Here is a 21,495-nt window from a genome sequence, read left to right on the forward strand (position 1 = left end):
TCGCGGAACTCCTGGGGATAGGGCTTGGGCACAGCTGGCATCCTTCCAGGCCGCCCGGCAGGGCAAGCCAGATCAGATGTCACCTACTCGTGCACCAGCCCCTTGGGCGATCTGTACACCTGGGCTACCACTGCTTGGCACATACCCCTACCGGAACACACTCCCCTTGCGCTCCGACGCCTCCACGCGTTCGACAATCCATGCCACGAGTACCTCAGGTTTGCGTTTGCGGCCAGTCTCCTTGCGCGTATCGAGCTCCTGTTCGGCGATGATGTCGCGCAGTCCGTCGACGTCGAGGCCTGTCAGTTTCGAGGTCAGTCCATCGGCACCGGTGTCGCGATAGACCATGAACGGGTCGAACGCGGCTGGTTGACGAACAGCCCGCTTCCGTGTGGTGGCAGCACGCGTGACAGGAGCACGCGTGACGGGGGCGGCCGCTGGTGTGCGCGCGAAGTCGCCAGCTGGGAGTGCTGCAATGACGGCGTCGGTCAGCGATGCCGCGAACCGCGACGATCGCTGCGCTTCGGCGACAACGGCCCGCGTCAGCCCTGCGATGATCAGCGCCGCTTGCGGATTAGCCGCATCGAGTTGGGCCAACGCCCCGCCAACAGCCTGGTATTCAACGCGCCTGCGCGCGGTGTCGGAGTCGATCCCGGTCATGGTGTCACCCTGTCTGTTCGAAAATGTTCACACGGCGAACTGGCGCGCCAGTCGCTCCTGCCATCACCGTCACAGCTTCGACTGCGCTTCGGTCAGTACGTCGCTGGTGAGGCCACGGAACTGGTCGAACTGACCCTGGTTTCCGTATTTGCCCTTGAGAGTTCCATACGGCGTGAACTCTGCCGACGCCGCAACCGAATTCGCCTCGTTGATGTAGTTCGGCAACACGTTCTGGATGGTGGGGTCGCGCCGCAATCGTTTGACGGTGGAACCGTGGACCCTGGAGTTCGATTTGAACTTCGAGATCACCACCCCCAGTTCGACGATGGTCCGGCCGATCTCATCACCGAACCTGCGGACACGTTTCTGGATCTGCGGAATCCCGTATGTCGACAAGTGATCCGGAATAGTCGGGATGATGTAGGCATCAGCCATCGCCAAACCGTTCAGCGTCACCGGACCGATGTTGGGCGGGCAGTCGATGAGAACGTAGTCGTAGTAATCGATCACGGGTTTCACCGCATCGCGCAAGATCGTCAACGCCCGTCCTGGATCCGTCGCGCGCAGGACCGACAGCTCCTCTTGTATCTCGATGAGATCGAGCGAGGAGGGCAACAGGTCGACGGTGGTGACTCGCTTCACCGGCGACACCCCGCGTTGCACAGCAGATTCCAGACAGAAGTGGTTCTCACCGTGAATGCCGTCGGCGAAGAGCGCAGCAAGAGTGTCACCGTGATCGTTCAATGTGAACCAGCGCTCCTCGCTGATCATCATCGTCGTCAGGTTGATCTGCGAGTCGAGATCGATGAGCAGTACGCGCTGCCCGAACTCCGCAGACATGAACTCTGCGAGTCCTGCGGTGATGGTCGTCTTACCCACGCCGCCTTTGAGGCTGATCGTGGCAATCACCTTGGCCATCAGTCACTTTCCCTTCACTGTGCGTCGACGATCGCGCCGGCGTCTGCTGCGTGGACCCGGAACCCGATGCGTGGCTGGGGGCACGCTGCATACGGCAACGCATACGAGAACAGCGTCGCCACGTCGCGTGGATCGACCTTCCCCCGCTCCGGATCCCTCAGATGGCGGGGGCTCTTGGGATCACTCGCGAAGAGCAGAATCATCCCCGCCCGTGTCGGGGTGCGCAACTGCTCGGCGAGTGCGCCACCGACTCTCTTGTCCGGGTTTCCCGCAATGTGTTCGATCGCGTCACGCTCACGCACCGCGGTCCCGGTGAACCCTGTGCGGTAGGACGTCTCCTGTCGCTTGCGATTGACGATGGGCAACGCCGTAGGGTACCCACCGATCACGACAGGCGATCGCTTCTTCGGCATCGGAAGCAGGACAGCAACGTCGGAGGCAGTCCCCTGCTCGATCGCCTCGGCGAACGCCTCGCGATGTGGAGTGAAGTCCCAGTTCGCATCCCAGACGAAACTCGTCACCACGTCGAACAGTGCAGGTGCAGAGACGATGCCGTACCGCGCATCGAATGTCCGACTGGTGCCATCTTTGTCAAGGAATCTGAATTCACCCTCGCTTGTGAGCTGGTCGAGGATCGGTCGCATGGCATCGAAGTGCTTGAGGTTCGCATCACCGTTGCCTCGCGGTCCCTGCATCGTGAAGCTGAAACTCTGGCCGCCGGCGCTGCGATAGCTCAATTCGGCGTTGTACATCTTGTTGGTAGCTGTCGGCCGGAGCCACGGAAGGCGCTGGAACACCATCGGCGGCACATCTCTGGGCGTCACCATCGGCTCGCCGTTGGCGTTGAGCCCGTGGAACCGACTCAACTCGTCGCGGAAGTCCTCTTCATCCTCCACAATCGCCTCGAAGGCCTTGTACATGTCGAAGGTCTTGCCCCCAGCACCGGGAACCTCCCGTCCGATGTAGAGCCGAACCAGATCCCGATAGCCCGGCCGGAAGCCGAACCATCGACCCATCTGCATCAACGTGTCCGCCTGCGCCGTACGCCGGGTGTAATAGGTGGTGGTCAGTCCCTCGACTGTGAACCCACGACTGAGCTTCGTTCCGCCCACCAAGATCTTCCACACCGGATGCTCCTGGAAATTCAACGGCTCCTGTACGTAGTCTTTCTCGGACTCGCCGTTGACCACGATGATCGGGCTGACACCCTCACAGATCCGATCGCACGCCTGTCCCACGTAGCTCGCGAGCTCTGCGAAACTCGACGGACTGACCACTCCCTCAGCAGCACGGTGGTACGAGACCACACGGAAGTCGCTGTCCCACAACTCCTGCAGCCTGTCCAGCCCGCTCGGCTGGCTGTAACAAGCTCTGTTCCACAGCTGCGCGAAATCCTCGGCGAGTGCCTTGTGTTCAGCCGTCTTCACCGACTCGTGGACCAGCATCGTGTGATGACGGAAGTCTCCCGAAACCCCATTGTCGAGTCGGAAGAGCTTGATGGCTCCCGCGAGCACGAAAGCGTCGAGCGCAGCCAGCCTCTCGGCGTCTCGCTCCTCATCGCTCTGCGCGACGAGGCTTCGCACGAACGCCATCTCGTTGGAATTGGCGGCGGTTCGCTCCACTCCGGCACCCAGATCTCCCTCACGGTCGTGGAAGTCCGGGCCGCCCATGTAATCTGCTGGGCGCTGCAGGCTGATGATGAAATCAGTCGGGAAGATGTTCACCGAATCGTCGGGGTCGACAAAGACATTGGCGAATGGCGTTGCCGTGTAGCCGATGTACTGGCTGCGCGTCATGAGGCCGAGCAGTTTGGAGATCTGTTCGTTGATCGCCGTCCGTTCCACCCTCCCGTCCGCGAAGCTCTTCGGGTTCTGCGTGTTGACCGATGCCTGATCCGCTTCGTCGTCGATGATGAGCACCGGAATCTGATCGAGTCCGGTGGGAATCTTCTGAACGTCGGCCACCAGCTTCTTCAGCACAGTGGAGTTCTTCTTCACCACTGCGAGACGAGTATTGCTGGCGTAGAGATTCACCGGGTCGAACAGCGGTTTGGAGTGGTCTGCGTACTCATAGTGCAGAGCGCCGATTCCCTTCGCCAGCGCCTTGTAATCATCTGTCACACCGGTCAATCGGCGTATCGCCGGAATGTCGTTGGTGTGGTTGGGGTCCACGGCGTGGACGAGGAACTTCCCATCGAGCCAATCGCCATCGTTCTCGTACTCCGCAGCGTCGATGTTCTGCACACCCACGAGTTCGGCATCCAGGCGCCGCTGCGTCTGGCCACGGAGGAGCTCGATGGTCCCGGTCAGCACGATGATCAGTCGGTAACCCGCGTCAACCGCCTTGGCGACCACCCCGGTGAAGTTCGCGGTCTTGCCGCTCTGCACGTAACCGACCACCAATCCTTTGGACTGATACGGCTCGTCACGCGTGGGGTCGGCCAGGCGTTCGACCACATGGGTGGTCGCTGCGTCCAGCGCGTCGACCGTGTCATCCGACCAGCCTTTGGAGCGCAGCACATGTCGGTATGCCTGCCAGTAGAACTGCCGACGAACACGGCGTTCCGGTGTGTACCAGGGTTCCCACGGCTGGGGGGCCGCGATCACCACTTCTCCGCCGGCATGTGGGTATGCCTCGGCGATGAACCTGTGGGCGTCGACCGGGATACCGAGTCGAGTCAAGATCAGCGTCCTGCGCTCGTCGGTGTTCGGCTGCGTGGCACCGGTCCACTCAGCCGAGGTTTCGGCATCCCACAAGTGCAGTGCCGAGCGCACCGCAGAACGTACTGTGCCCACACGCTCGTCAACCATCACCGCCACGATGTCGGCAATGTCGATCGGTCCATATCCCTCGTCGGCGAGGCGCCCAGAGATCGACCCGAAGATCTTCGCTGGCGGCAGCAGCGTCGTGAACTCGCGTGCGACCGCGCCGATCAATGCCTCAGTCATCGACGGCATCGGCGTTCTCCTCTGCTCTCATCGCGGCGATCAGCACGCGCTGCCACGCCTGAAGTTGCTCAATCTGTTTGGAGCCCAGTCGAATACCGGTGAACATGTGTTCGGCGAGCAGGAACAGCAAGGTACGCACCACCGGAAGGTCGGTGGCGTCGGCACGATCACCGCCGAGCGCCCGGCGGAAGCGAGCGTTGATCCACACTTGCCGCGAGAGGATGTCGACCTCGAAGAATGTCCCGCTCGACAACACCCGCCAGCCGATTCCGACCGGATCAGAGTCGTCGGACAACGTGAACGCATCGGCGAATTCGGCCATCACGGACTCGGGCAGACCAGACGCGGGTTCGATCACGCTGACCGGCCTGCGCTCGATGGCGCGACCGGCCCTCGCCGCGGCCCGCACATCGTCGAGATACCCGGACGCGTGCAGCGCTGTGCGCAGCGAGTGCGCGAGCGTCGCGTCGATCCTCACACCCGACTTCTCCGGGTTGATGATCGCGTGTTGCGTGATGTCACACTCGGCTTCACCGATGCGTCGGATGTCCACGGCGACGCGAGCCTGCGCGAAGTCCGGATGTGATCGGAGCACGCCGAGCCAGCCACCGGCCTGCAACAACCGATCGTTGCGGTATACGAAAAACCCTTGGTGCTCACGTCCGGGTACACCGCCGAGTGCGAATTCGGGGTTGCTGACACCGTGCGGCCAGACGTGCGCGATGGCATGCACGCCGGGCACGTCGACCTCCAATTCCCTCGGGTATCGGGTGGACCCGGATCGCCGATAGCCGAACGGGTCGATCGCACGGACCGACCGTGGCGCTCCCGCCCTGCCGGAGATCACGTCGAAGACGTCGATCGAGAGCGTCAATCCCTGCGCGATGAGTCGATGGAACACCAGCCCGAGATGATCCCGGAGGTTGCCGATCGTCGCTTCGAGCCATGCATCCTGATCATCCGGGTCGGCAGCGACAGGAAAGGTCCGAATGCCCTGCCATTCAACTATTGTCCCCGTTGGGAATGGGAATCGCGGTGTCTCGGAGGCAATCTCGGTGGCCGCAGCGGCATTGTCGATACGCGAGACGGTCGGTGCGTCGGTGGCCCGCTCCACCGACATCCGCACACCTTGCCCCGAAGAGCCCGAAGCGCGTGAGTACACCGTGACGACGTTGGCCTGGCTCAGTGACGCGGCCTTGAGCCCGACGCCGAAATGGCCCTGATCGCGTCCGGTGTACGAGCGACCTGCACCGTAACGCATCGCCGCGTCAAGTGTCGCAGTATCCATCCCCGATCCGTCATCGATGATGCGCAACGCAGTGATCTGATGGCCGGCAACCCTGAAACGCACCACCACATGCTGTGCGCCCGCGTCGATACTGTTGTCGATCAGATCGGCCACCGCCGTCATGAGCGTGTGGTGAAGCCCCAACGCGCGCAACACATCACCGGATACCGCCTCGGTCATCGCGTACCCACCCAACCCGCTTCGAGCAGTTGCGCAACCCGGGCGTCACGGCTCTGGAAAGCACTGAGAATTCGGCGACGCTTCGTGCGGGGTGGTAGCCCGATCGCGGTGGCGAGGATTTCCTCAGCGGCCTGCCCGGAGAGATCAGCAGGATCGCGATGGCCGACCATCGCCAGCGCCTGACCAATCGGGTCGCCGGCGAGATCGGCGCCTGCAACGGCCCGAACGGCGAAGCCCGAGTCCGGCGAACACACAAGGAATGCGTCCTCACCAACATCGAGCCGCAATTGGATCAGGAACCGACGGATCGTCCCGCACGTGGGATGAGAGCCAGTCCACCGCAACGTCTGAACCCCCAGCTCGCTCGGGATCTCGCGGATACCACCACGTGCACAGCCGAATACGTGTGCCACGCCGGCCGGGATGCTGAGACTCGAGCCGCGCAGCGCGTCGGCGGTCACAGTCACACGGAACACCCACTCGTCGCCGCACCTGTAGAGCCGCCGAGGCTGACGCCCACTGTCGACAGCTCCGCTACCGCGAGTGTCGACTGTGTCAGACGCAGTGGTGGTCAACTCCCACCGGCCGTTGGCGGTCACGCGGAGTCGACCGTCCTCCTCGAGCGCGCGCCGGTGGGCCGGTGTCACTCGGTCGACGTCGACGCGATCGAGGAGTTCACCGAAATCCTGCGGGACACTAGTCGCTTCGAGGATCGCCACCACATGATCGGCAAAAGCGGCGGTGGCCAGCAGCGCGAAGCCGTCGACGACAGGAATTGCGCACACCTGCAACCACGCGCTCGTCTCCGACTCGGTCAGTCCGAGCATCCGCGCCGCGTCGGAAACCGCGACTGTTCCATTCTCCGATTCGAGCTCTTCGAGCATTACTCGGGTCCTGGCACCTGCGGTGGTGACGTCAGGGGCCGCGGCCCACTGACCGGTCACCTCGAAGTAATCGTCAATGCGGTCGAGCGCCAGCCACAGCGGGATGTGCAGGGAGGGAACAACCGTGGCCAGCACCGGGTGCAGAGCGACCAGCCTGTCGACCGTGGTCACCGGCTGAATCTCGATTCGTATGCTCGCGAGCAGCCCACCGACCGCCGTCTGGAAGTCGCAGGCGGTGACCAGCCGCTCCTTCAGGGCTGCACTGATCGTGCCCGCCCTGCTCTTGGAGACGTGAAGCAGGGAACTGAGCTCACCGATGGAGATCTGTTCGGTGGCCATCATCCACTTGTGCAGGACGATGCTCTCACGCTCATCGAGTTGCTCCACGAGATTCTCGATCTCGTCGACGGGATCGCCTTCGGCCCGGATGCCGACATCTGCAGCGGTGAGCGCCACGACCCGATCGGCGACCTGCTGGATGGTCTCGGGTGCATCGTCATCGATCTCGACGCCCAGCAGCGGCTCACCGGCCCGGCCACGGACCGAACGCCACCGCGCCAGCGATCTCAGATCGTCGATGAGTTGAACCAGCGCAGGATTCTCGTCGTCCTCGGTGGCAACGCCGTCGGCGGCATCCACCGTCATCGACGCGATGAACACCGCGGCGACGATCGCGCACACGGTCTCGGTGCTGGTACCGCGGATGGCGAACAGGTCGGCAGCGGTCACCTCCGACAGGCGTCGCACGCTCCCCGACTGGTCGACACGCCGCACCACGGTCTCCGCGCGCGGGTCCAGACGCAACGCCGCGATCGGAATGGCCACGTCGAGGTGCGGTGCCGCATCCGCCAGCGTCATGCGGCGGTGGTCTCGGACGAAGACTGCGGCGAGAGCGACGGCGAGATCATGTGGATCGTTACCGGGCGTGGCAGCCGGGCTGTCGGCGATCCACCAGTCGGGCACACCCTCGACGAGGGCCTCCAGTTCAGCAGCTGTGGCGGACTCATAGGTGTCGAGCCACGGGAACAGCTCCACCCATGTCTCGCCACGCAGCGCACGTGGTCCGATGCCCTCCTCATGCTGCTCAACACTGCTCAGGCTCATCGGTACCGCTCTCGGTCATGACTGCGTCGCGATGAGCCTATACAACGGTCCAGTCCGACGACTCGCCAAGACCGGACATCGACGCTCGCGGTACACCCGCGCGGTCGCTTGGACACTCCCACCAGCACCGGGTCACCAGTGTCAGACCCCCGTGATCATATCGAACACACATTCGATCAAAGGAGTCGCCATGTCCCGCGAGAAAGCAGCCTCGCCCCACCGAACCTCGTTCACCGGCCACGGGCTGCCGAGGTGGAGCAGCGACCCGATCATCCTGGAGACGATGGCGCGGATCCGCGAATACGGCTGGTCGGTCACCGCAGTCAGCGATACATGCCAGCGGTGTGCGGCGACCGAATGCGGATCAGAGTTCTCGCTGGGCTACACCACGGGCCTGGGCCTGCATGCGATCCCCGAACTCGCGGTCTACGGACTCGACGGATCGACGAGCGTTCGCGTGCTCAACGAGGTGGCTGTGCTGCTCCACGACGCGGACTGGCGCGAACTGGTCGCCGAGGAGGCGACCATTCACCTGCGCTGCATCGACGCTCCGGTTCGGCTGGTCGAGCTGCTCGACAACTCCGATCTGCTCATCACCAATGAGCTCTTCCCCGATGCCGATCTCCTGCAGGTCATCTGGAGCGACGAGTGGGGGCACTTCCCCGGCGACGACGACTACACGCTGAACGATCACGACCAACCGATCAAGGGGATCCTCGACTCAGACATCCCGCCCGCCCGCGGCCGGCGGGTCATGAATCAGTGCGTCGGACTCAATCGAGGGCAACGTCGGCAGGCCGGTCGAACGCGCAAGCGGCGCTGATCACTGGGCCTGTGGGTCCGTGCTGGAACGGGGCACGCCCGGCGGATTCCTGGCGAACCGATTCGGGGGCAGTGCATCACCGCGTTGCGCGGTCACCGTCGATCCCGATCATCGCCTCGTCCTGATGTCGGCGATCGCGGCGTACACCACGGGCTCTGCGCACGTGAATCATCTTGACGACACCGGATCGATCCGCCCCGGCATGCTCGCCGATCTCGTTGTGCTCGACCGTGATCCATTCGGTCATCCGACGAGCGACATCGCCGACACCCTCGTCGAGGCCACCTACGTCGAAGGAGTATGCGCCTATCGGCGACCCTGAGCCCGGATCCTCGGTTCCGCACGCGAAGACTCATCGCCACACATTTGACCGATTGACAATCCATTGGCTGACTCACGGTCAGCACCGTGCGCCGAGGTGTTGTTTCTCGGCAATGTGCATCCGACGGCGTGGCAGCGTCCGACCGGCAACGAACGACAGAGGGGAATAGGGGGTCAGCGCGCGGTCGCTGCCGCCGCGGCCGCAGCGACCGCCTCGAGCGTGGGCGGTACGTCGAGTGCCGCGGTGACCGCCTCGATGAGCGTCAGCCGCCCTGGGTGTTCGGCAGCGTCGTCGAGTGCATCCGCCAGTTGGCCCGATGACGTCACGAAGTGGGTGGCGACGGTCGCTGACGTCGCGCCGAGCACGTAGGGAAGCTGCGTCCACTGCCATCGCGCAATGTCGTTGTAGGCCTTTGTCGGACCATGTATCGCACGTTCGACGGTGTACCCGTTGTTGTTGACCACGACGATCACAGCGGGGATACCGAGCCTGATGATCGTCCCCAGTTCGGCCGCGGTCATCTGGGCGGCCCCGTCGCCGATGAGGAGGACCGGCCGTCGATCCGGGGCGGCGAGCGCCGCCCCCATCATCGCCGGAAGGGTGTACCCGATCGACGCCCACAGGGGCTGGCCGACGATTGTCGCCCCGTGTGGCAGCCGCTGCGCGGCCATCCCGTAGAAGCTGGTCCCCTGCTCCGCGAACACCGTGTCGGCAAGGGTCAGCGATTCGGTCACCAGTGCCCACAGCTCGCCCTGGGTCAACGGTGCGTCGCTGCTGAGCACAGCGGGCGTCAAGTGCTCGACGCTCGACGCCTCGGTCGGCGTGACGTGCGCGAGCAGGTCGGTGAGTGCCACCAGGGCATCGCGCATCTCGATGTAGTCGAACACCTCGCCATCAACGACCGCAGTGTGCGGGCGGATGTCGATGCGCGGATTCGCGTCGAGTCGGTCCGAGAAGCCCCCCGATATCAGATCCGTGATCTGCACCCCGACGGTGACCAGTACTGGTGCCCCCTCCACCGCCACGCGCACACTTGGCTCGCTCGGCTCACCGAGATACACCCCGAGGTAGCCCGCGCCCGACTCGTCGACCACCCGCCGCCCCCAGAGCAGCGAAGCATACCGAAGGCCGCGCATCTGGATCAGCCTGTCCAGTTCACGCTGTGCACCAGCTCGATGAACCACGATGTCGGCGAGCACCACGGGAGATCGGTCAGCGAGGAGCGTGCGGGCGGCGCAGGCAAAGCGGCGCAACGCCGTCCGATCGCTTACCGGCCGGCCGATGGCCAACGGTCCACGCGGCGGAGTGCACGGAGAACTCGCGACGTCAGCAGGAATCGAGAGATAACCCGGTCGGCTCTGGGCGATCATCGTGGCGAGCACACGATCGATCTCGCCGGCATCGTCGGTTCCGTTGAGGATCGCGCACGCCGCGCTCACCTCTGCACTCATCCGCGCGGTGTGCTCGAAGTCGCCGTCACCGAGAGAGTGGTGCACGGCGCGTCCTTGCGCCTGAACCGACATCGTCGGTGCGCCGACCACATGGAGAACCGGCACGAGTTCTGCGTACGCTCCGGCGATCGCGTTGACCGCGCTCAGCTCCCCCACCCCGAACGTCGTGCACACCACGCCGACACCACGCAGGCGGGCGTATCCGTCGGCGGCATAACCCGCGCCGAGTTCGGTTGCCGTACCCACCCAATCGATGTCCGGGTGAGCCTCGACGTGGTCGAGGAAGCCGAGAGTGACGTCTCCAGGAACCCCGAACATCGAGTCGACACCGAGTTCGACCAGCCGGTCGAGCAGGTAATCGGCCACGGTGTACAGATCGACGGCGTACTCGTCGGCTCGCGTGCCGGCGGGGTGGTCCGTGAGGGCGCACGCGTCGTCCTCGCGGAGCTGGGCGCTGGGGTCGTGTGGGTCGAAGGTCATGCCAGTTCCTCTCGTCATCGTCGGCGACCGTCCGGTCGCGACCGCACTTGTGCGATGAGACGAGAATCCTGCGAAATCTGCGTGTGCCCCAGCCACCGACCGGTTGGTCGTGCGGTGGAGCGTGTGTCATCCGATCGGGGGGAACACGGCGTCGCAGAACACGACAGGCCCAGGAAGCGTGACGTGCTGCGGACACGACAACACCCCCGACCGTCGAACGATCGGGGGTGTTGGTCAGTACGTCGAGAGTCTCAGCTCACCAGCTGGACTTCTGCACGCCCGGCAGCTCGCCGGCGTGTGCCATCTCGCGCAGGCACACACGGCACAGGCCGAACTTGCGGTACACCGAGTGCGGGCGACCGCACTTGTTGCAGCGGGTGTAGCCGCGGACGGCGAACTTCGGCTTCTTGTTGGCCTTGTTGATCAGAGCCTTCTTGGCCATGTCAGTTCTCCTTCACGGAGTTGTCTTTGAACGGGAAGCCGAGATGACGCAGCAGCGCCCGGCCCTCGTCATCGTTGGTCGCCGTGGTGACGACCGTGATGTCCATACCGCGCGGCCGATCGATGGAGTCGATGTTGATCTCGTGGAACATCGACTGCTCGCTCAGACCGAAGGTGTAGTTGCCGTTGCCGTCGAACTGACGGTCGCTCAGACCACGGAAGTCCCTGATTCGCGGAAGAGCGATCGAGGTCAGGCGGTCGAGGAACTCCCACATGCGGTCACCGCGAAGGGTCACGCGCGCACCGATCGGCATACCCTCACGCAGCTTGAACTGCGCGATGGACTTGCGAGCGCGGCGGATCTCCGGCTTCTGACCGGTGATCAGGGCGAGGTCGTTGACCGCGCCGTTGATCAGCTTGGAGTCACGGGCTGCGTCGCCGACACCCATGTTGACGACGACCTTCACCACGCCCGGGATCTGCATCACGTTGGCGTAGTTGAACTCGTTGTTGAGCGCGTCCTTGATCTCCTCGCGGTAGCGAGTCTTCAGACGCGGCTGGATCTTGGTTTCTGTGGAGGTCATGATCAGATGTCCTTCCCGGTCTTACGGGAAATCCGCACCTTCTTGCCGGTCTCCTCATCGATCCGGTAGCCGATGCGGGTCGGGTTGCCCTCGGAGTCGACCACCATCACGTTCGACACGTGGATGGGAGCCTCCTGGGTCACGATTCCGCCCGAGGAGGCGCCGCGCTCATTCTGCGAAGCAGCGGTGTGCTTCTTGATGCGGTTGACGCCCTCGACCAGAACACGCTCGTCGCGCGGGTAGGCCTCAATGACCTTGCCCTTCGCGCCCTTGTCCTTGCCTGCGATGACGATGACGGTGTCGCCCTTGTGAACCTTCATGTCACACGACCTCCGGTGCCAGCGAGACGATCTTCATGAAGCGCTTCTCGCGCAGCTCACGGCCGACGGGGCCGAAGATGCGGGTACCGCGCGGATCGCTGTCGTTCTTGATGATGACGGCCGCGTTCTCGTCGAAACGGATGTACGAGCCGTCCGGGCGGCGGCGCTCCTTGGTGGTGCGCACGACGACGGCCTTGACGACCTCGCCCTTCTTCACATTGCCGCCAGGGATCGCATCCTTGACGGTGGCGACGATGACGTCGCCGATGCCGGCGTAGCGCCGCGAGGAACCGCCCAGCACGCGGATGCACAAGATTTCCTTGGCACCGGTGTTGTCGGCAACCCGCAGGCGTGACTCCTGCTGGATCACAGTCTTCTCCTAAGACCTGGATTCTTCTGCCCGCCGGATTACCGACCCGACGCGCACGGTCACGTCGCCACCGGACACACGCCTGCCCAGGTCAGAGCACCGAAGTGACCTACCCGATGGGTTCGTGAGCCGATTCGCGGCACACAGGGCGCCGCAGGCAACCGGTCCAGTGTAGGCCAACCCACGACTGGGATCCAAATCGCCGCAGGTCAGCCGACCAGTCGGCCATGACCGGCACCGGTCACCAGTCGTCGAGACTGGCATGTCCGTCCTGCACCACGCGCGCGAGCAGCTGCGCCTTGGTGCGCGCGGGGCGTCCGGCGAGCTGGTATTTGCGACGGATACGTGCCAGATGGGTGTTGACCGTGGCCGCGGTGATGAACAGTTTGTCCGCGGCCTCGGCCTTGGAGTCGGTGTCGAGCCAGGCGAGCAGCACCTCGAGTTCGCGGGCCGACAGATGCGGCCTGATGACCGTATCCGCAGGCTGCTCCCCACTCTCCTGATCCCCCTCACCGCGGGCCTCGAGGGGATCCCCGACGACAACATCCTCGACGGCGACATCCACATCCTCGATGACAGGTTCCTCGATGACAGGGTCTTCGATTGCGGAGTCCTCGAGCATCGCGTTCCCCGTGATGACGACGTCACCGATGCCGACCGCGGACTCGGCGTCGGAGACTGCATCGGCAACCATCTGGCCGACGACACCCCTCTGCGCGGCGAGGATCAACGGTGCCACGGAAGCGAGTTCGCGCTGTGCGGTCTCATGCTGGTCGACGAGGTGGTTCTCGTCGACGGCGTCGTTCACCGCAACGTCTGACATGGTCACGCGGCCTCCTGTCCGGGGGAGAGATCGTCTCAATTTCTACAACCCGCCTCCGACAGCTCCTAAGACGCGATCGCAGTTGAGTGATCAGAGTTTAAAGAGTCCAATTCGGGCACGTTAGCCCCCATTTTGGGGGGATGTGCACCGAGTTGCCGTCGCCATCCAGCTGCCGGTCGTACGTCTGTCTCAGTATTCGTTTACACCCGTATTGGCCCGCCCCATCTGGCGCAGACGTCACTCAGGAGACTGAGGGTTCAGGGGCTCAGGGCTCACGAGACTCGGGGCTCAGCACTTACGAGACTCAGGGCTCAGATGATCGCACCGCAGGAGTCGTACTCCCGCCGATGCGCACCCGCGGGCGAGACGGCGACGATGCTGGCGAACACCGGCCGGTCGGCGGGGTTCAGCCGGATCACCACCTCGCCGGACTCGGCGGCCTCCAGAGCGGCGACACAGGCGTCGAGGAAAACCGGCGCCACCTCGTCGGGTGTCAGACCGTGATCGTCGAGGAGTCGTACCGTCACGCCGCGCCGACGAGCCTCCCATGCGGCAGTGGCCACCTTCTCGCTGTCGAGTCCGCGGGCCCGGATCCCATCGCGCAGCCGGGCGGCGGTCAGCACCGCCTCCTGGCGTTGCGCCGGCGTCAGTTCACCGGCTTGCTCGATCGTCTCGAGCATCGGTCGGGCCAGCGTGTCGACCCGCTCGAGCTGGCGCCGACGCTCTGCCGCGGTGGCCGACACCGCTGCCTCGATGGCGGTCTGGCGCGCCGCCTGCTTGCGCAGCCGGAAGATCAGTGCCGCCGCCGGACGCAGAACGCGAGCAAAGAACCCGGCCATCACCATGACCGCGATGTTGGCCACGCCGTAGGACGCTCCGTGGAGAAACGTCTCACCGTTGACCGCCGACCACACCCCCATCGCGCACAGCGACATCACTACCAGCGCGCAGCCGATACCGAAGCGTCCGCGCACACCGGCCAATGCGCCGGCGGCTGCCGCCGCACCGGTCAGCGGTCCGAGGATCACCGGTTGCGGCAGGGTGATGGGGATGAACGGCAGGGTCACCGCGGCCTGCACGCCGCCGAGGGTGAGCAGTGCACACGCCCACCCCCTCGGGAGCGGGTCACCCGGCGCCAACAGCAGGATGGCCACCTGGAGCGCACAGGCCACCAGGAACACCACCGACCACGCCTTACCCGCCGCACTGGGCATCGTCATCAGCAGGATGACGAAACAGGCGATGACGAACGCCGCGGCAACCAGGACCGCACCGCGACGTTGCATGCCGATGATCGCCGCCGCGTCCTCGCGGGGCCGCTGCCACCACATGAGCTGACTCATCGGACCCACTCGAGGACCACGGTCGTACCCGCCCCGGGTTCGGAGAGCACGTGTGCGTTCCCACCGTCGAGATCGTGCATGCGCCTGTCGATACTGACCGCGATGCCGAGACGTTCCGGCGCAACGGCAGCCGGATCGAATCCAGACCCGTTGTCGGCCATGACCACTCGCAGTCCGTCGGTGTCGATCAGCGCGCGCACCTCCCGATCGGCGACGCCGGCGTGGCGGACACTGTTGCGCGCGGCCTCACCCAGCGACGCGCAGAGTGTGTCCACGGCGATCGCCGGGAAGCAGACCCCGGGCTCGCAGCGGACCACAGCCGAGTAATCGATCCGGTCGGAGACCGCCGCGAGTGTGTCGCGAATGCGGATGTCGACGCCGACGGTGTCGATGACCGCATCCGGGTCGGCCTCGGCGTCGAGACCGTCGAGGGCGCTCAGGGCACTGCTCGCCTGTTCAGCGAGGCCATCGCCACCCCCGTCACGTCCGGCTGCAGCCAGGGTGGCGATGACGCGATCGTGGATGACACCGTCGAAGCGCAACCGTTCACTGTCTCGCGCCTGCACGGTTGCCGCCGAGCGGGTGGCCGCCACCGCCTGATCCTGTGAGGCATCGAGAAGCACACCGGTTCGCCGGGCTCCCAGGGTCGCCGCAACCCACAGCAGGCAGAAGACGAGGGCGTAGAGGTACTCGGGGATGAAGTCGGCCATCACCAGCCGGCCCACCCGCCCCAGATCGTTGGTGGCGGTTGACAATCCGGTGGCCAGTGCCATGTGGATCAGCGTCCAGCGGGCCGAGAAGGTCAGCGCGGCGGCCAGCGCCGCCAGACCTGGGAAGTTCACCAGCCATGTCGACCGCACCCCGGTGGCGAGTTCGCCGTTCCACGCGAGGAACCAGGATGCTGCGGCCACGAGATAGCCGATCGCGCACACCGCACAGGCCCGGTCGATCGCGGCGCGGCTGCCGCGCAGACTGACCGCGAACAGAACGATCCCCGGCGCGATCGATGTCGCCAGTGCCAGTGGGGTCCACCACCACGCCAGGATCCGGGCCGTCGGAGCGAGATCGGGGATCGCGACGAGCAGATAAGCCCCGAAGCCGGCACCGACGAACATCGCCAGCACCCGCTGCAGCCGGTCCGAGGGTGCACGAGCGGTGGAGACACGGCCGGACGGCGCGTGCGTCGGCCCGCCCAACCGACCACGCCGGCGCATCGGGACCGTCGGGATGTTCAGTGCGCGTCGTGTTCGCCGAGGCGCCGGGGTGTCGGCAACCATCCGTCCTCCACTGCTCGTTTGAACAGGTCGAGTTTGGTCTTCGCCGGCCGCCCGGCGTCGATGTATTTCTGGCGGATGCGTTTGAGGTAGTCGTTGACCGTGTCGGGGTGGATGCCCATCAGTTCGGCCACTCGCGCCGACGTCTCACCCGAGGCGTAGAGAGTCAGCACGCGCGAGAGCTGCGGGCTCAGGTCGACGCCGGCGAGTGCGGGATCGGAGTCGACCGCCGCGGCCCATTCGGTGGTGAGTACGGCGTCGCCGGAGAAGGCGCGACGGATCGCCGAGACCACCTCAGCCTCGGGAGCGGATTTGAGGACCACACCGAGTACACCGGCACGCGCGGCCGATCGCAGGAGTTCGGGCCATTCCCCGGAGGTGTAGACCACGGTGGTGATCCCGGCGTCGGTGAGCCGGAGGACGTTCTCGCGCGGCGTGGTCCCGTCGGTGAGACGCAGATCGAGCAGGACAACGTCGACGCCGTCGACACCGGAGAGCAACCCGCTCACGGTGTCGCTGTGACCGGCGAACACCAGATCGTCGTGGCGGCTCAGCAGCGCCTTGATTCCCCAGACGGGCGACTGATGATCATCGATCATCGCCACCCGGCACACCGGGTCTGCCTTCATACTCCGACATGGTGACACCACGCGGACGACTGCGCCTGCCGAGCCGTCCCAATCGCGCGAACACTCGACATGCGCACCTCACCGCAGCCCCCGAGCCCACCCTCGCCGATCGCTGCCTTAGCATTGCCTTACCTATCCGAAGGAGAGTGCACAATGCAGGTTCGCAAGGTGGTCGCAGCGGCAGCGCTGACCGGAGCACTGGCATGCGGCATCGCCGCCTGTGGCGACGACGACAACTCGTCGGCGTCCGACCTCGGCGCGAGTGCGTCCAAGGCCGTCAATGCCGCGTCGAGTGCCGTGTCCAACGGCTACGACCGGGCCTCGTCCGCGGTCGTGCAGGCAACCACGTTGAGCACCGGCGACGCGCAGAAGATCCTGCGCACCGTCGTCGACCCGAACACCTCCGCCGAGGACGCCGCCAAGCAGGTCGACTCCTCCGACGCGTCGATGGGTCAGCAGCTGCACGGATTCGCCCAGGGCGCCAGCCAGGGCGGATACACCCCCGAGGCCTTCACTGTGACCAAGGTGACCGCCAACGGCACCGACAAGGCCACCGCCGACGTGTCGGTGAAGAGCCCCCATGCTCCGCAGCCGGTGACCGTCCAGTACGGCTACACCAAGGTCGACGGCGACTGGAAGCTCTCCGAGGACGCAGCCAAGTCGCTGCTGTCGATGGCCGGCGGCCCGCACTGACCACCGGCGCGTGACCGTCGCGGACCCGATCGAGATCCCGACTACTTCACACAACTGAATTCCCCTGCCCGCGAACGTGACCCGGAGAAGAACATGTCGTTTGTGACACGGCTGCGCAGCGAGACCCAGCAGGCGCACACCGACGCCGAACAGTCGGAGTTCATCGGGGCGCTGCTACGGGGGGAACTCGACGCCGACGCACTCACCGACCTCCTCGCGCAGTATCACCCGGTGTACCGGGCCCTCGAGGAGGTCGGTGACGGCCTCGCCGACGATCCGATGGTCGTCCCCTTTCTGTCGGAGGATCTGCGGCGACTCCCGTCGCTGGAGGCCGATCTCGCTGCGCGCCGGGGTGATCGATGGCGCGAGGCGCTGACCCCGCTGCCCGCCTCGACCGCGCTGGCCGAGCGGATCGCGGCGACCCGCCACGACCCGGTGGCCTTCCTGGCCCATCACTACACGCGGTATCTCGGCGATCTGTCCGGTGGTCAGATCATCGCCACGCTGGTGGGACGCCACTACGACATCGACCCCGAACACCTGGCCTTCTACCGATTCGACTCGATCGGCAAGCCCAAGGTCTACCGCGATCACTATCACCAGTTGCTCGAGTCTGCGGCATGGACCGAGCCGCAGCGCACGCACTTCATCGACGAGTGCATCGTGGCCTACCGGCTCAACCGCGAGCTGTTCGACGCGCTGGCCGTCCGACCGACGTCGTCGCGGTGACGTCGATGCCACAGAGGACACCGAGGACACTGAGGACACCGAAGTCACCGGGGACCTCACCGCGGACCACGCTCGCGGCGATCTGCGCACTGCTCACCGGGATCGCGATCCTGGCGGGCTGTTCGACCTCGCCGATCGACCGCACCTCATCGACCACGTCATCGGGGATGGCACGGTCGGACTCGGGTGCGCATCTGGCTGAAGGGCCGGCCACCGCGACGCTGCCCTCGGCCGACCCGGTGCCGATCAACTCTGCTCCGTCTGTCCATCTGCCGGTGACCGTCACCGACCACGACGGCAGGCGGGTGACGATCACCGACACCAGCCGCATCGTCGCACTCGACCAGTACGGCACCTACGGGACCACGGTTTTCGCGCTGGGCCTCGGCTCACATCTCGTTGGACGTGACATCGCCACCAAATTCCCTGCCGCCCAATCGATCCCGAATCTGGTTGCCGACGGGACGTCGGTGAACATCGAGTCGGTGATCGCAGTGCATCCCACCGTGGTGCTCACCGATGCCTCACTTCCGTCGGTCTACGGCGCCAGACAGCAGCTGGAGCGTTCGGGCATCCCCGTCGTGGTGGGCGACCCGGCTCGCACGGTGGCCTCGTCCAGCTCGGAGATCGAGTTCGTGGCCGACGCACTCGGCGTGCCCGAGGCCGGACAGGCACTTGCGGCGCGTACACAGAGCGAACTCGCCCAGGCGAGATCGCTGTCGGAGGGGCATACCGACGACCACAACCGACCGCGCGTCGCCTTCATCTACGCCCGCGGCACCGGGCTGCTCATCCTCGGCGGCCCGGGCTCTGGTGCCGACTCGCTGATCGAGGCGATCGGCGCGGAGGACGCCGGTACTGCGGCGGGCCTGCACGATGCGTTCACCTCGCTGACCTCCGAAGGGCTCATCGCCGCGAAACCCGATGCCCTGCTGATGATGACGGACGGACTGAAATCCGTCGGCGGTGTCGACGGGCTGGAGAAGATCCCCGGCGTGGTACAGACACCCGCAGGGGCGCACCACCGGGTGATCGACGCCGACGACGGACAACTGCTGTCGTTCGGCCCGCGCACCGGGGAGGTCGCGATCGCGCTCGCGCGCGCGCTCTACCGTCAGCAGTCATGACGAGGTCTGGGCAACACGTCCTCGCACGGATGCGCGGCAGGGTCGGCACGAATGTCGTCGTCATGGTCGCACTCGTGATCATCCTGCTCGCCGTGGTGGTACTGGCCGCGGCGATCGGACAGGTGCACATCTCCCCCGGCGCGGTCACCGCATCCCTGATGCACCACATCGGGATCCCGCTGGGCACCCTGCCCGATCAGACCGGTGAGGACACCCTGTGGAACGTCCGCCTGCCACGTGTGGCACTGGCGATCATCGTCGGCGCCGCGCTGGCCTGCGCGGGGGCGCTGCTGCAGGGGGTGTTCGCCAACCCCCTGGCCGAACCCGGCATCATCGGCGTCTCGTCGGGCTCGGCGGCCGGTGCGGCGGGTGTCATCGCGATCGGCGGGCTCGGCGTCGCCGGGTATGCCGTCGCCGGGGGCGCCTTCCTCGCCGGCCTGGGCACCACGGCGGTGGTGTATCTGCTCTCCCGGTCGGGTGGACGTACCGAAGTGCTCACGCTGGTCCTCACCGGGATCGCGATCAACGCCTTCGCCGGCGGCCTCATCGCGCTGTTCACATTTCGCGCCACGCCCTCGGCGCGCGACCAGATCGTGTTCTGGCAGTTGGGCAGTCTCAACCGCGCCACCTGGGATCAGGTCGCGATCGTGGGGCCGGTCGCGATCGTCGGGATCCTCGGTGCGCTGGCACTGGCACGACGCGTCGACCTGCTGTCGCTGGGCGAATACTCGGCCCGCCACCTCGGGGTCGACGTCGAACGCACGCGCAAGATCAGCGTCGCGATCGTCGCTCTGCTCACCGCGGCAGCCGTCTGCTTCTGCGGCATCATCCTGTTCGTCGGACTGGTGATCCCGCACATCATGCGGATCATCGTCGGTCCGGCGCATCGGATACTGATCCCCGCCTCGGTGCTGGCCGGAGCGATCCTGCTGGTGCTCACCGATCTCGGCGCGCGCACCCTCGTCGACTACGCCGATCTGCCGCTGGGCATGATGACCTCGCTCGTCGGCGGACCGGTGTTCTTGCTCCTCATGCGCCGCGAACGCACGAAACTGGGCGGATGGGCATGAGGCCGGACACCACCGCGGCCGTGCAGATGCGCGACGTCAGCGTCGACCGCGGCGACCGGAGGGTGCTGAGCGAGGTGAGTCTGCGCGTGGAGCCCGGCCAACTGTGCGCGGTTCTCGGCCCCAACGGCGCGGGCAAATCCACCCTGGTGGGCGCGTTGTCGGGCACGATCGCACTCGGCGCCGGATCCGTGGAACTCTCCGGTGACGACATCGCCGGGCTGTCACCGGTGCAGCAGGCCCGACGCCGGGCGGTACTGCCTCAGGAGCACGTGGTCGGCTTCTCGTTCACCTGCCGTGAGGTGGTGCAGATGGGCCGCTTCCCGTGGAACCGCACGCGCCGCAACAGCGATGACGACGCAGCCGTGGCTGCGGCGATGACCGAATGCGGAGTCAGCGAGTTCTCCGATCGGCCGTTCTCCACACTGTCGGGCGGCGAGCGGGCACGCGTGGCGCTGGCGCGCGTGTTCGCTCAGGAGACAACCGTTCTGGTACTCGACGAACCCACCGCCGCACTCGACCTGCAGTATCAGGAGTCGGTGATGGAACTCGTACGGGCGCGTGTCGATGCCGGCGCCGCGGCACTGGTCATCGTGCACGACTTGTCATTGGCAGCGAGCTTCGCCGACACCACGGTGATGCTCGACCACGGACGGGTCGCCGCGGCCGGCCCGCCCGCGACGACGCTGACCGCCCAGCGCGTGGAACAGGTGTACGGCGTAGACGTCGTCGCCGGAGTGCTCGACGGACAACCGGTCATCGTGCCGCGGCGCCGTCGGAACTGACAGATCAGGGCGTCGATCACTCGCGGCGGTGACGAAAAACGGCGGTGACGAAAAACGGCGCTGACGAATCAGGCGCCGGAAGAACAGGTTCTGGCGAGCCCGTCTGCAGGCGCGCCACGCAGAGCAGCGGCGGCACCGGCAGAGGGATACCGGATGCCGCCGCTGCGGGCACAGGTGCACCGCCGTGCGGGCGGGGCACCTGGGTCTTGGGTCGGCCGACGCGGGTCGGCCGACGTGGTTGGCCTGGGCGGG

At 65.7% G+C, this 21,495-nt stretch carries 21 protein-coding genes; 7 read left to right on the forward strand and 14 right to left on the reverse strand.

Going from position 1 to position 21,495, the window contains the following annotated elements; translation table 11 throughout:
* Window positions 1–147 precede the first annotated feature (147 nt).
* The 5 genes from IEW22_RS15045 to IEW22_RS15065 form a co-directional block, all read right to left on the reverse strand.
* Window positions 148–651, reverse strand: coding sequence for a hypothetical protein (locus IEW22_RS15045; RefSeq protein ID WP_188587484.1), 504 nt, complete (start codon window positions 649–651; stop codon window positions 148–150).
* A 78-nt stretch (window positions 652–729) separates the two neighbouring features.
* Window positions 730–1,578 (reverse strand): ParA family protein, encoded by an 849-nt coding sequence (locus IEW22_RS15050; protein ID WP_188587441.1) that lies wholly within the window; start codon window positions 1,576–1,578, stop codon window positions 730–732.
* A 14-nt stretch (window positions 1,579–1,592) separates the two neighbouring features.
* Window positions 1,593–4,526, reverse strand: a complete 2,934-nt coding sequence (locus IEW22_RS15055) for a Z1 domain-containing protein (RefSeq protein ID WP_188587485.1) — start codon at window positions 4,524–4,526, stop codon at window positions 1,593–1,595.
* Entirely contained in the window at window positions 4,519–5,994 is a 1,476-nt protein-coding gene (locus tag IEW22_RS15060) for an ATP-binding protein (RefSeq protein ID WP_188587442.1), read from the reverse strand. The genes IEW22_RS15055 and IEW22_RS15060 overlap by 8 nt, the downstream gene beginning before the upstream one ends.
* A complete protein-coding gene (locus tag IEW22_RS15065) occupies window positions 5,991–7,982 on the reverse strand; it encodes a hypothetical protein (protein WP_188587443.1) in 1,992 nt (663 codons plus the stop codon). The genes IEW22_RS15060 and IEW22_RS15065 overlap by 4 nt, the downstream gene beginning before the upstream one ends.
* Before the next feature lie 190 nt (window positions 7,983–8,172).
* Between IEW22_RS15065 and IEW22_RS15070 the strand changes: the two genes are divergently transcribed.
* A complete protein-coding gene (locus tag IEW22_RS15070; protein WP_188587444.1) occupies window positions 8,173–8,805 on the forward strand; it encodes a DUF4262 domain-containing protein in 633 nt (210 codons plus the stop codon).
* A 19-nt stretch (window positions 8,806–8,824) separates the two neighbouring features.
* A complete protein-coding gene (locus IEW22_RS15075) occupies window positions 8,825–9,127 on the forward strand; it encodes an amidohydrolase family protein (protein WP_229742746.1) in 303 nt (100 codons plus the stop codon).
* A 173-nt stretch (window positions 9,128–9,300) separates the two neighbouring features.
* Here IEW22_RS15075 and IEW22_RS15080 read toward each other — a convergent pair whose 3' ends face one another.
* The 9 genes from IEW22_RS15080 to IEW22_RS15120 form a co-directional block, all read right to left on the reverse strand.
* A complete protein-coding gene (locus IEW22_RS15080) occupies window positions 9,301–11,058 on the reverse strand; it encodes an alpha-keto acid decarboxylase family protein (protein ID WP_188587445.1) in 1,758 nt (585 codons plus the stop codon).
* Window positions 11,059–11,314: 256 nt separating this feature from the next.
* Window positions 11,315–11,500, reverse strand: a complete 186-nt coding sequence (locus IEW22_RS15085; RefSeq protein ID WP_188587446.1) for a type Z 30S ribosomal protein S14 — start codon at window positions 11,498–11,500, stop codon at window positions 11,315–11,317.
* 1 nt (window position 11,501) lies between these two features.
* Window positions 11,502–12,083 (reverse strand): 50S ribosomal protein L5, encoded by a 582-nt coding sequence (gene rplE, locus IEW22_RS15090; RefSeq protein ID WP_188587447.1) that lies wholly within the window; start codon window positions 12,081–12,083, stop codon window positions 11,502–11,504.
* A 2-nt stretch (window positions 12,084–12,085) separates the two neighbouring features.
* Window positions 12,086–12,403 carry a 50S ribosomal protein L24 gene (rplX, locus tag IEW22_RS15095; RefSeq protein WP_188587448.1) on the reverse strand — a complete coding sequence of 106 codons (318 nt, stop codon included), beginning with the start codon at window positions 12,401–12,403 and terminating at the stop codon, window positions 12,086–12,088.
* Between the two features lies 1 nt (window position 12,404).
* A complete protein-coding gene (gene rplN, locus IEW22_RS15100) occupies window positions 12,405–12,773 on the reverse strand; it encodes a 50S ribosomal protein L14 (protein WP_188587449.1) in 369 nt (122 codons plus the stop codon).
* Window positions 12,774–13,014: 241 nt separating this feature from the next.
* Window positions 13,015–13,596, reverse strand: coding sequence for a helix-turn-helix transcriptional regulator (locus tag IEW22_RS20515; RefSeq protein ID WP_308421406.1), 582 nt, complete (start codon window positions 13,594–13,596; stop codon window positions 13,015–13,017).
* A gap of 311 nt (window positions 13,597–13,907) precedes the next feature.
* Window positions 13,908–14,939, reverse strand: coding sequence for a hypothetical protein (locus IEW22_RS15110; RefSeq protein ID WP_188587450.1), 1,032 nt, complete (start codon window positions 14,937–14,939; stop codon window positions 13,908–13,910).
* Window positions 14,936–16,216 carry a sensor histidine kinase gene (locus IEW22_RS15115; protein WP_188587451.1) on the reverse strand — a complete coding sequence of 427 codons (1,281 nt, stop codon included), beginning with the start codon at window positions 16,214–16,216 and terminating at the stop codon, window positions 14,936–14,938. Before IEW22_RS15115 ends, IEW22_RS15110 begins: the two co-directional genes overlap by 4 nt.
* The gene (locus tag IEW22_RS15120) at window positions 16,171–16,842 is read right to left on the reverse strand and encodes a DNA-binding response regulator (protein WP_188587452.1); all 672 of its coding nucleotides are present in this window, start codon (window positions 16,840–16,842) and stop codon (window positions 16,171–16,173) included. Before IEW22_RS15120 ends, IEW22_RS15115 begins: the two co-directional genes overlap by 46 nt.
* Window positions 16,843–16,995: 153 nt before the next feature.
* Between IEW22_RS15120 and IEW22_RS15125 the strand changes: the two genes are divergently transcribed.
* The 5 genes from IEW22_RS15125 to IEW22_RS15145 all read left to right on the forward strand — a co-directional run bounded on the left by IEW22_RS15125 (window position 16,996) and on the right by IEW22_RS15145 (window position 21,243).
* Window positions 16,996–17,535, forward strand: coding sequence for a DUF4878 domain-containing protein (locus IEW22_RS15125; RefSeq protein WP_188587453.1), 540 nt, complete (start codon window positions 16,996–16,998; stop codon window positions 17,533–17,535).
* 93 nt (window positions 17,536–17,628) lie between these two features.
* Entirely contained in the window at window positions 17,629–18,264 is a 636-nt protein-coding gene (locus tag IEW22_RS15130; protein ID WP_188587454.1) for a biliverdin-producing heme oxygenase, read from the forward strand.
* Window positions 18,265–18,269: 5 nt separating this feature from the next.
* Complete coding sequence (locus IEW22_RS15135) at window positions 18,270–19,391, forward strand: heme/hemin ABC transporter substrate-binding protein (protein ID WP_188587455.1); 1,122 nt, start codon at window positions 18,270–18,272, stop codon at window positions 19,389–19,391.
* A 29-nt stretch (window positions 19,392–19,420) separates the two neighbouring features.
* Window positions 19,421–20,461, forward strand: a complete 1,041-nt coding sequence (locus IEW22_RS15140) for a FecCD family ABC transporter permease (protein ID WP_188587488.1) — start codon at window positions 19,421–19,423, stop codon at window positions 20,459–20,461.
* Window positions 20,452–21,243, forward strand: a complete 792-nt coding sequence (locus tag IEW22_RS15145; protein ID WP_229742748.1) for a heme ABC transporter ATP-binding protein — start codon at window positions 20,452–20,454, stop codon at window positions 21,241–21,243. The genes IEW22_RS15140 and IEW22_RS15145 overlap by 10 nt, the downstream gene beginning before the upstream one ends.
* Window positions 21,244–21,495 lie beyond the last annotated feature (252 nt).

This window comes from Gordonia jinhuaensis (assembly GCF_014639795.1).
Classification (GTDB): domain Bacteria; phylum Actinomycetota; class Actinomycetes; order Mycobacteriales; family Mycobacteriaceae; genus Gordonia_B; species Gordonia_B jinhuaensis.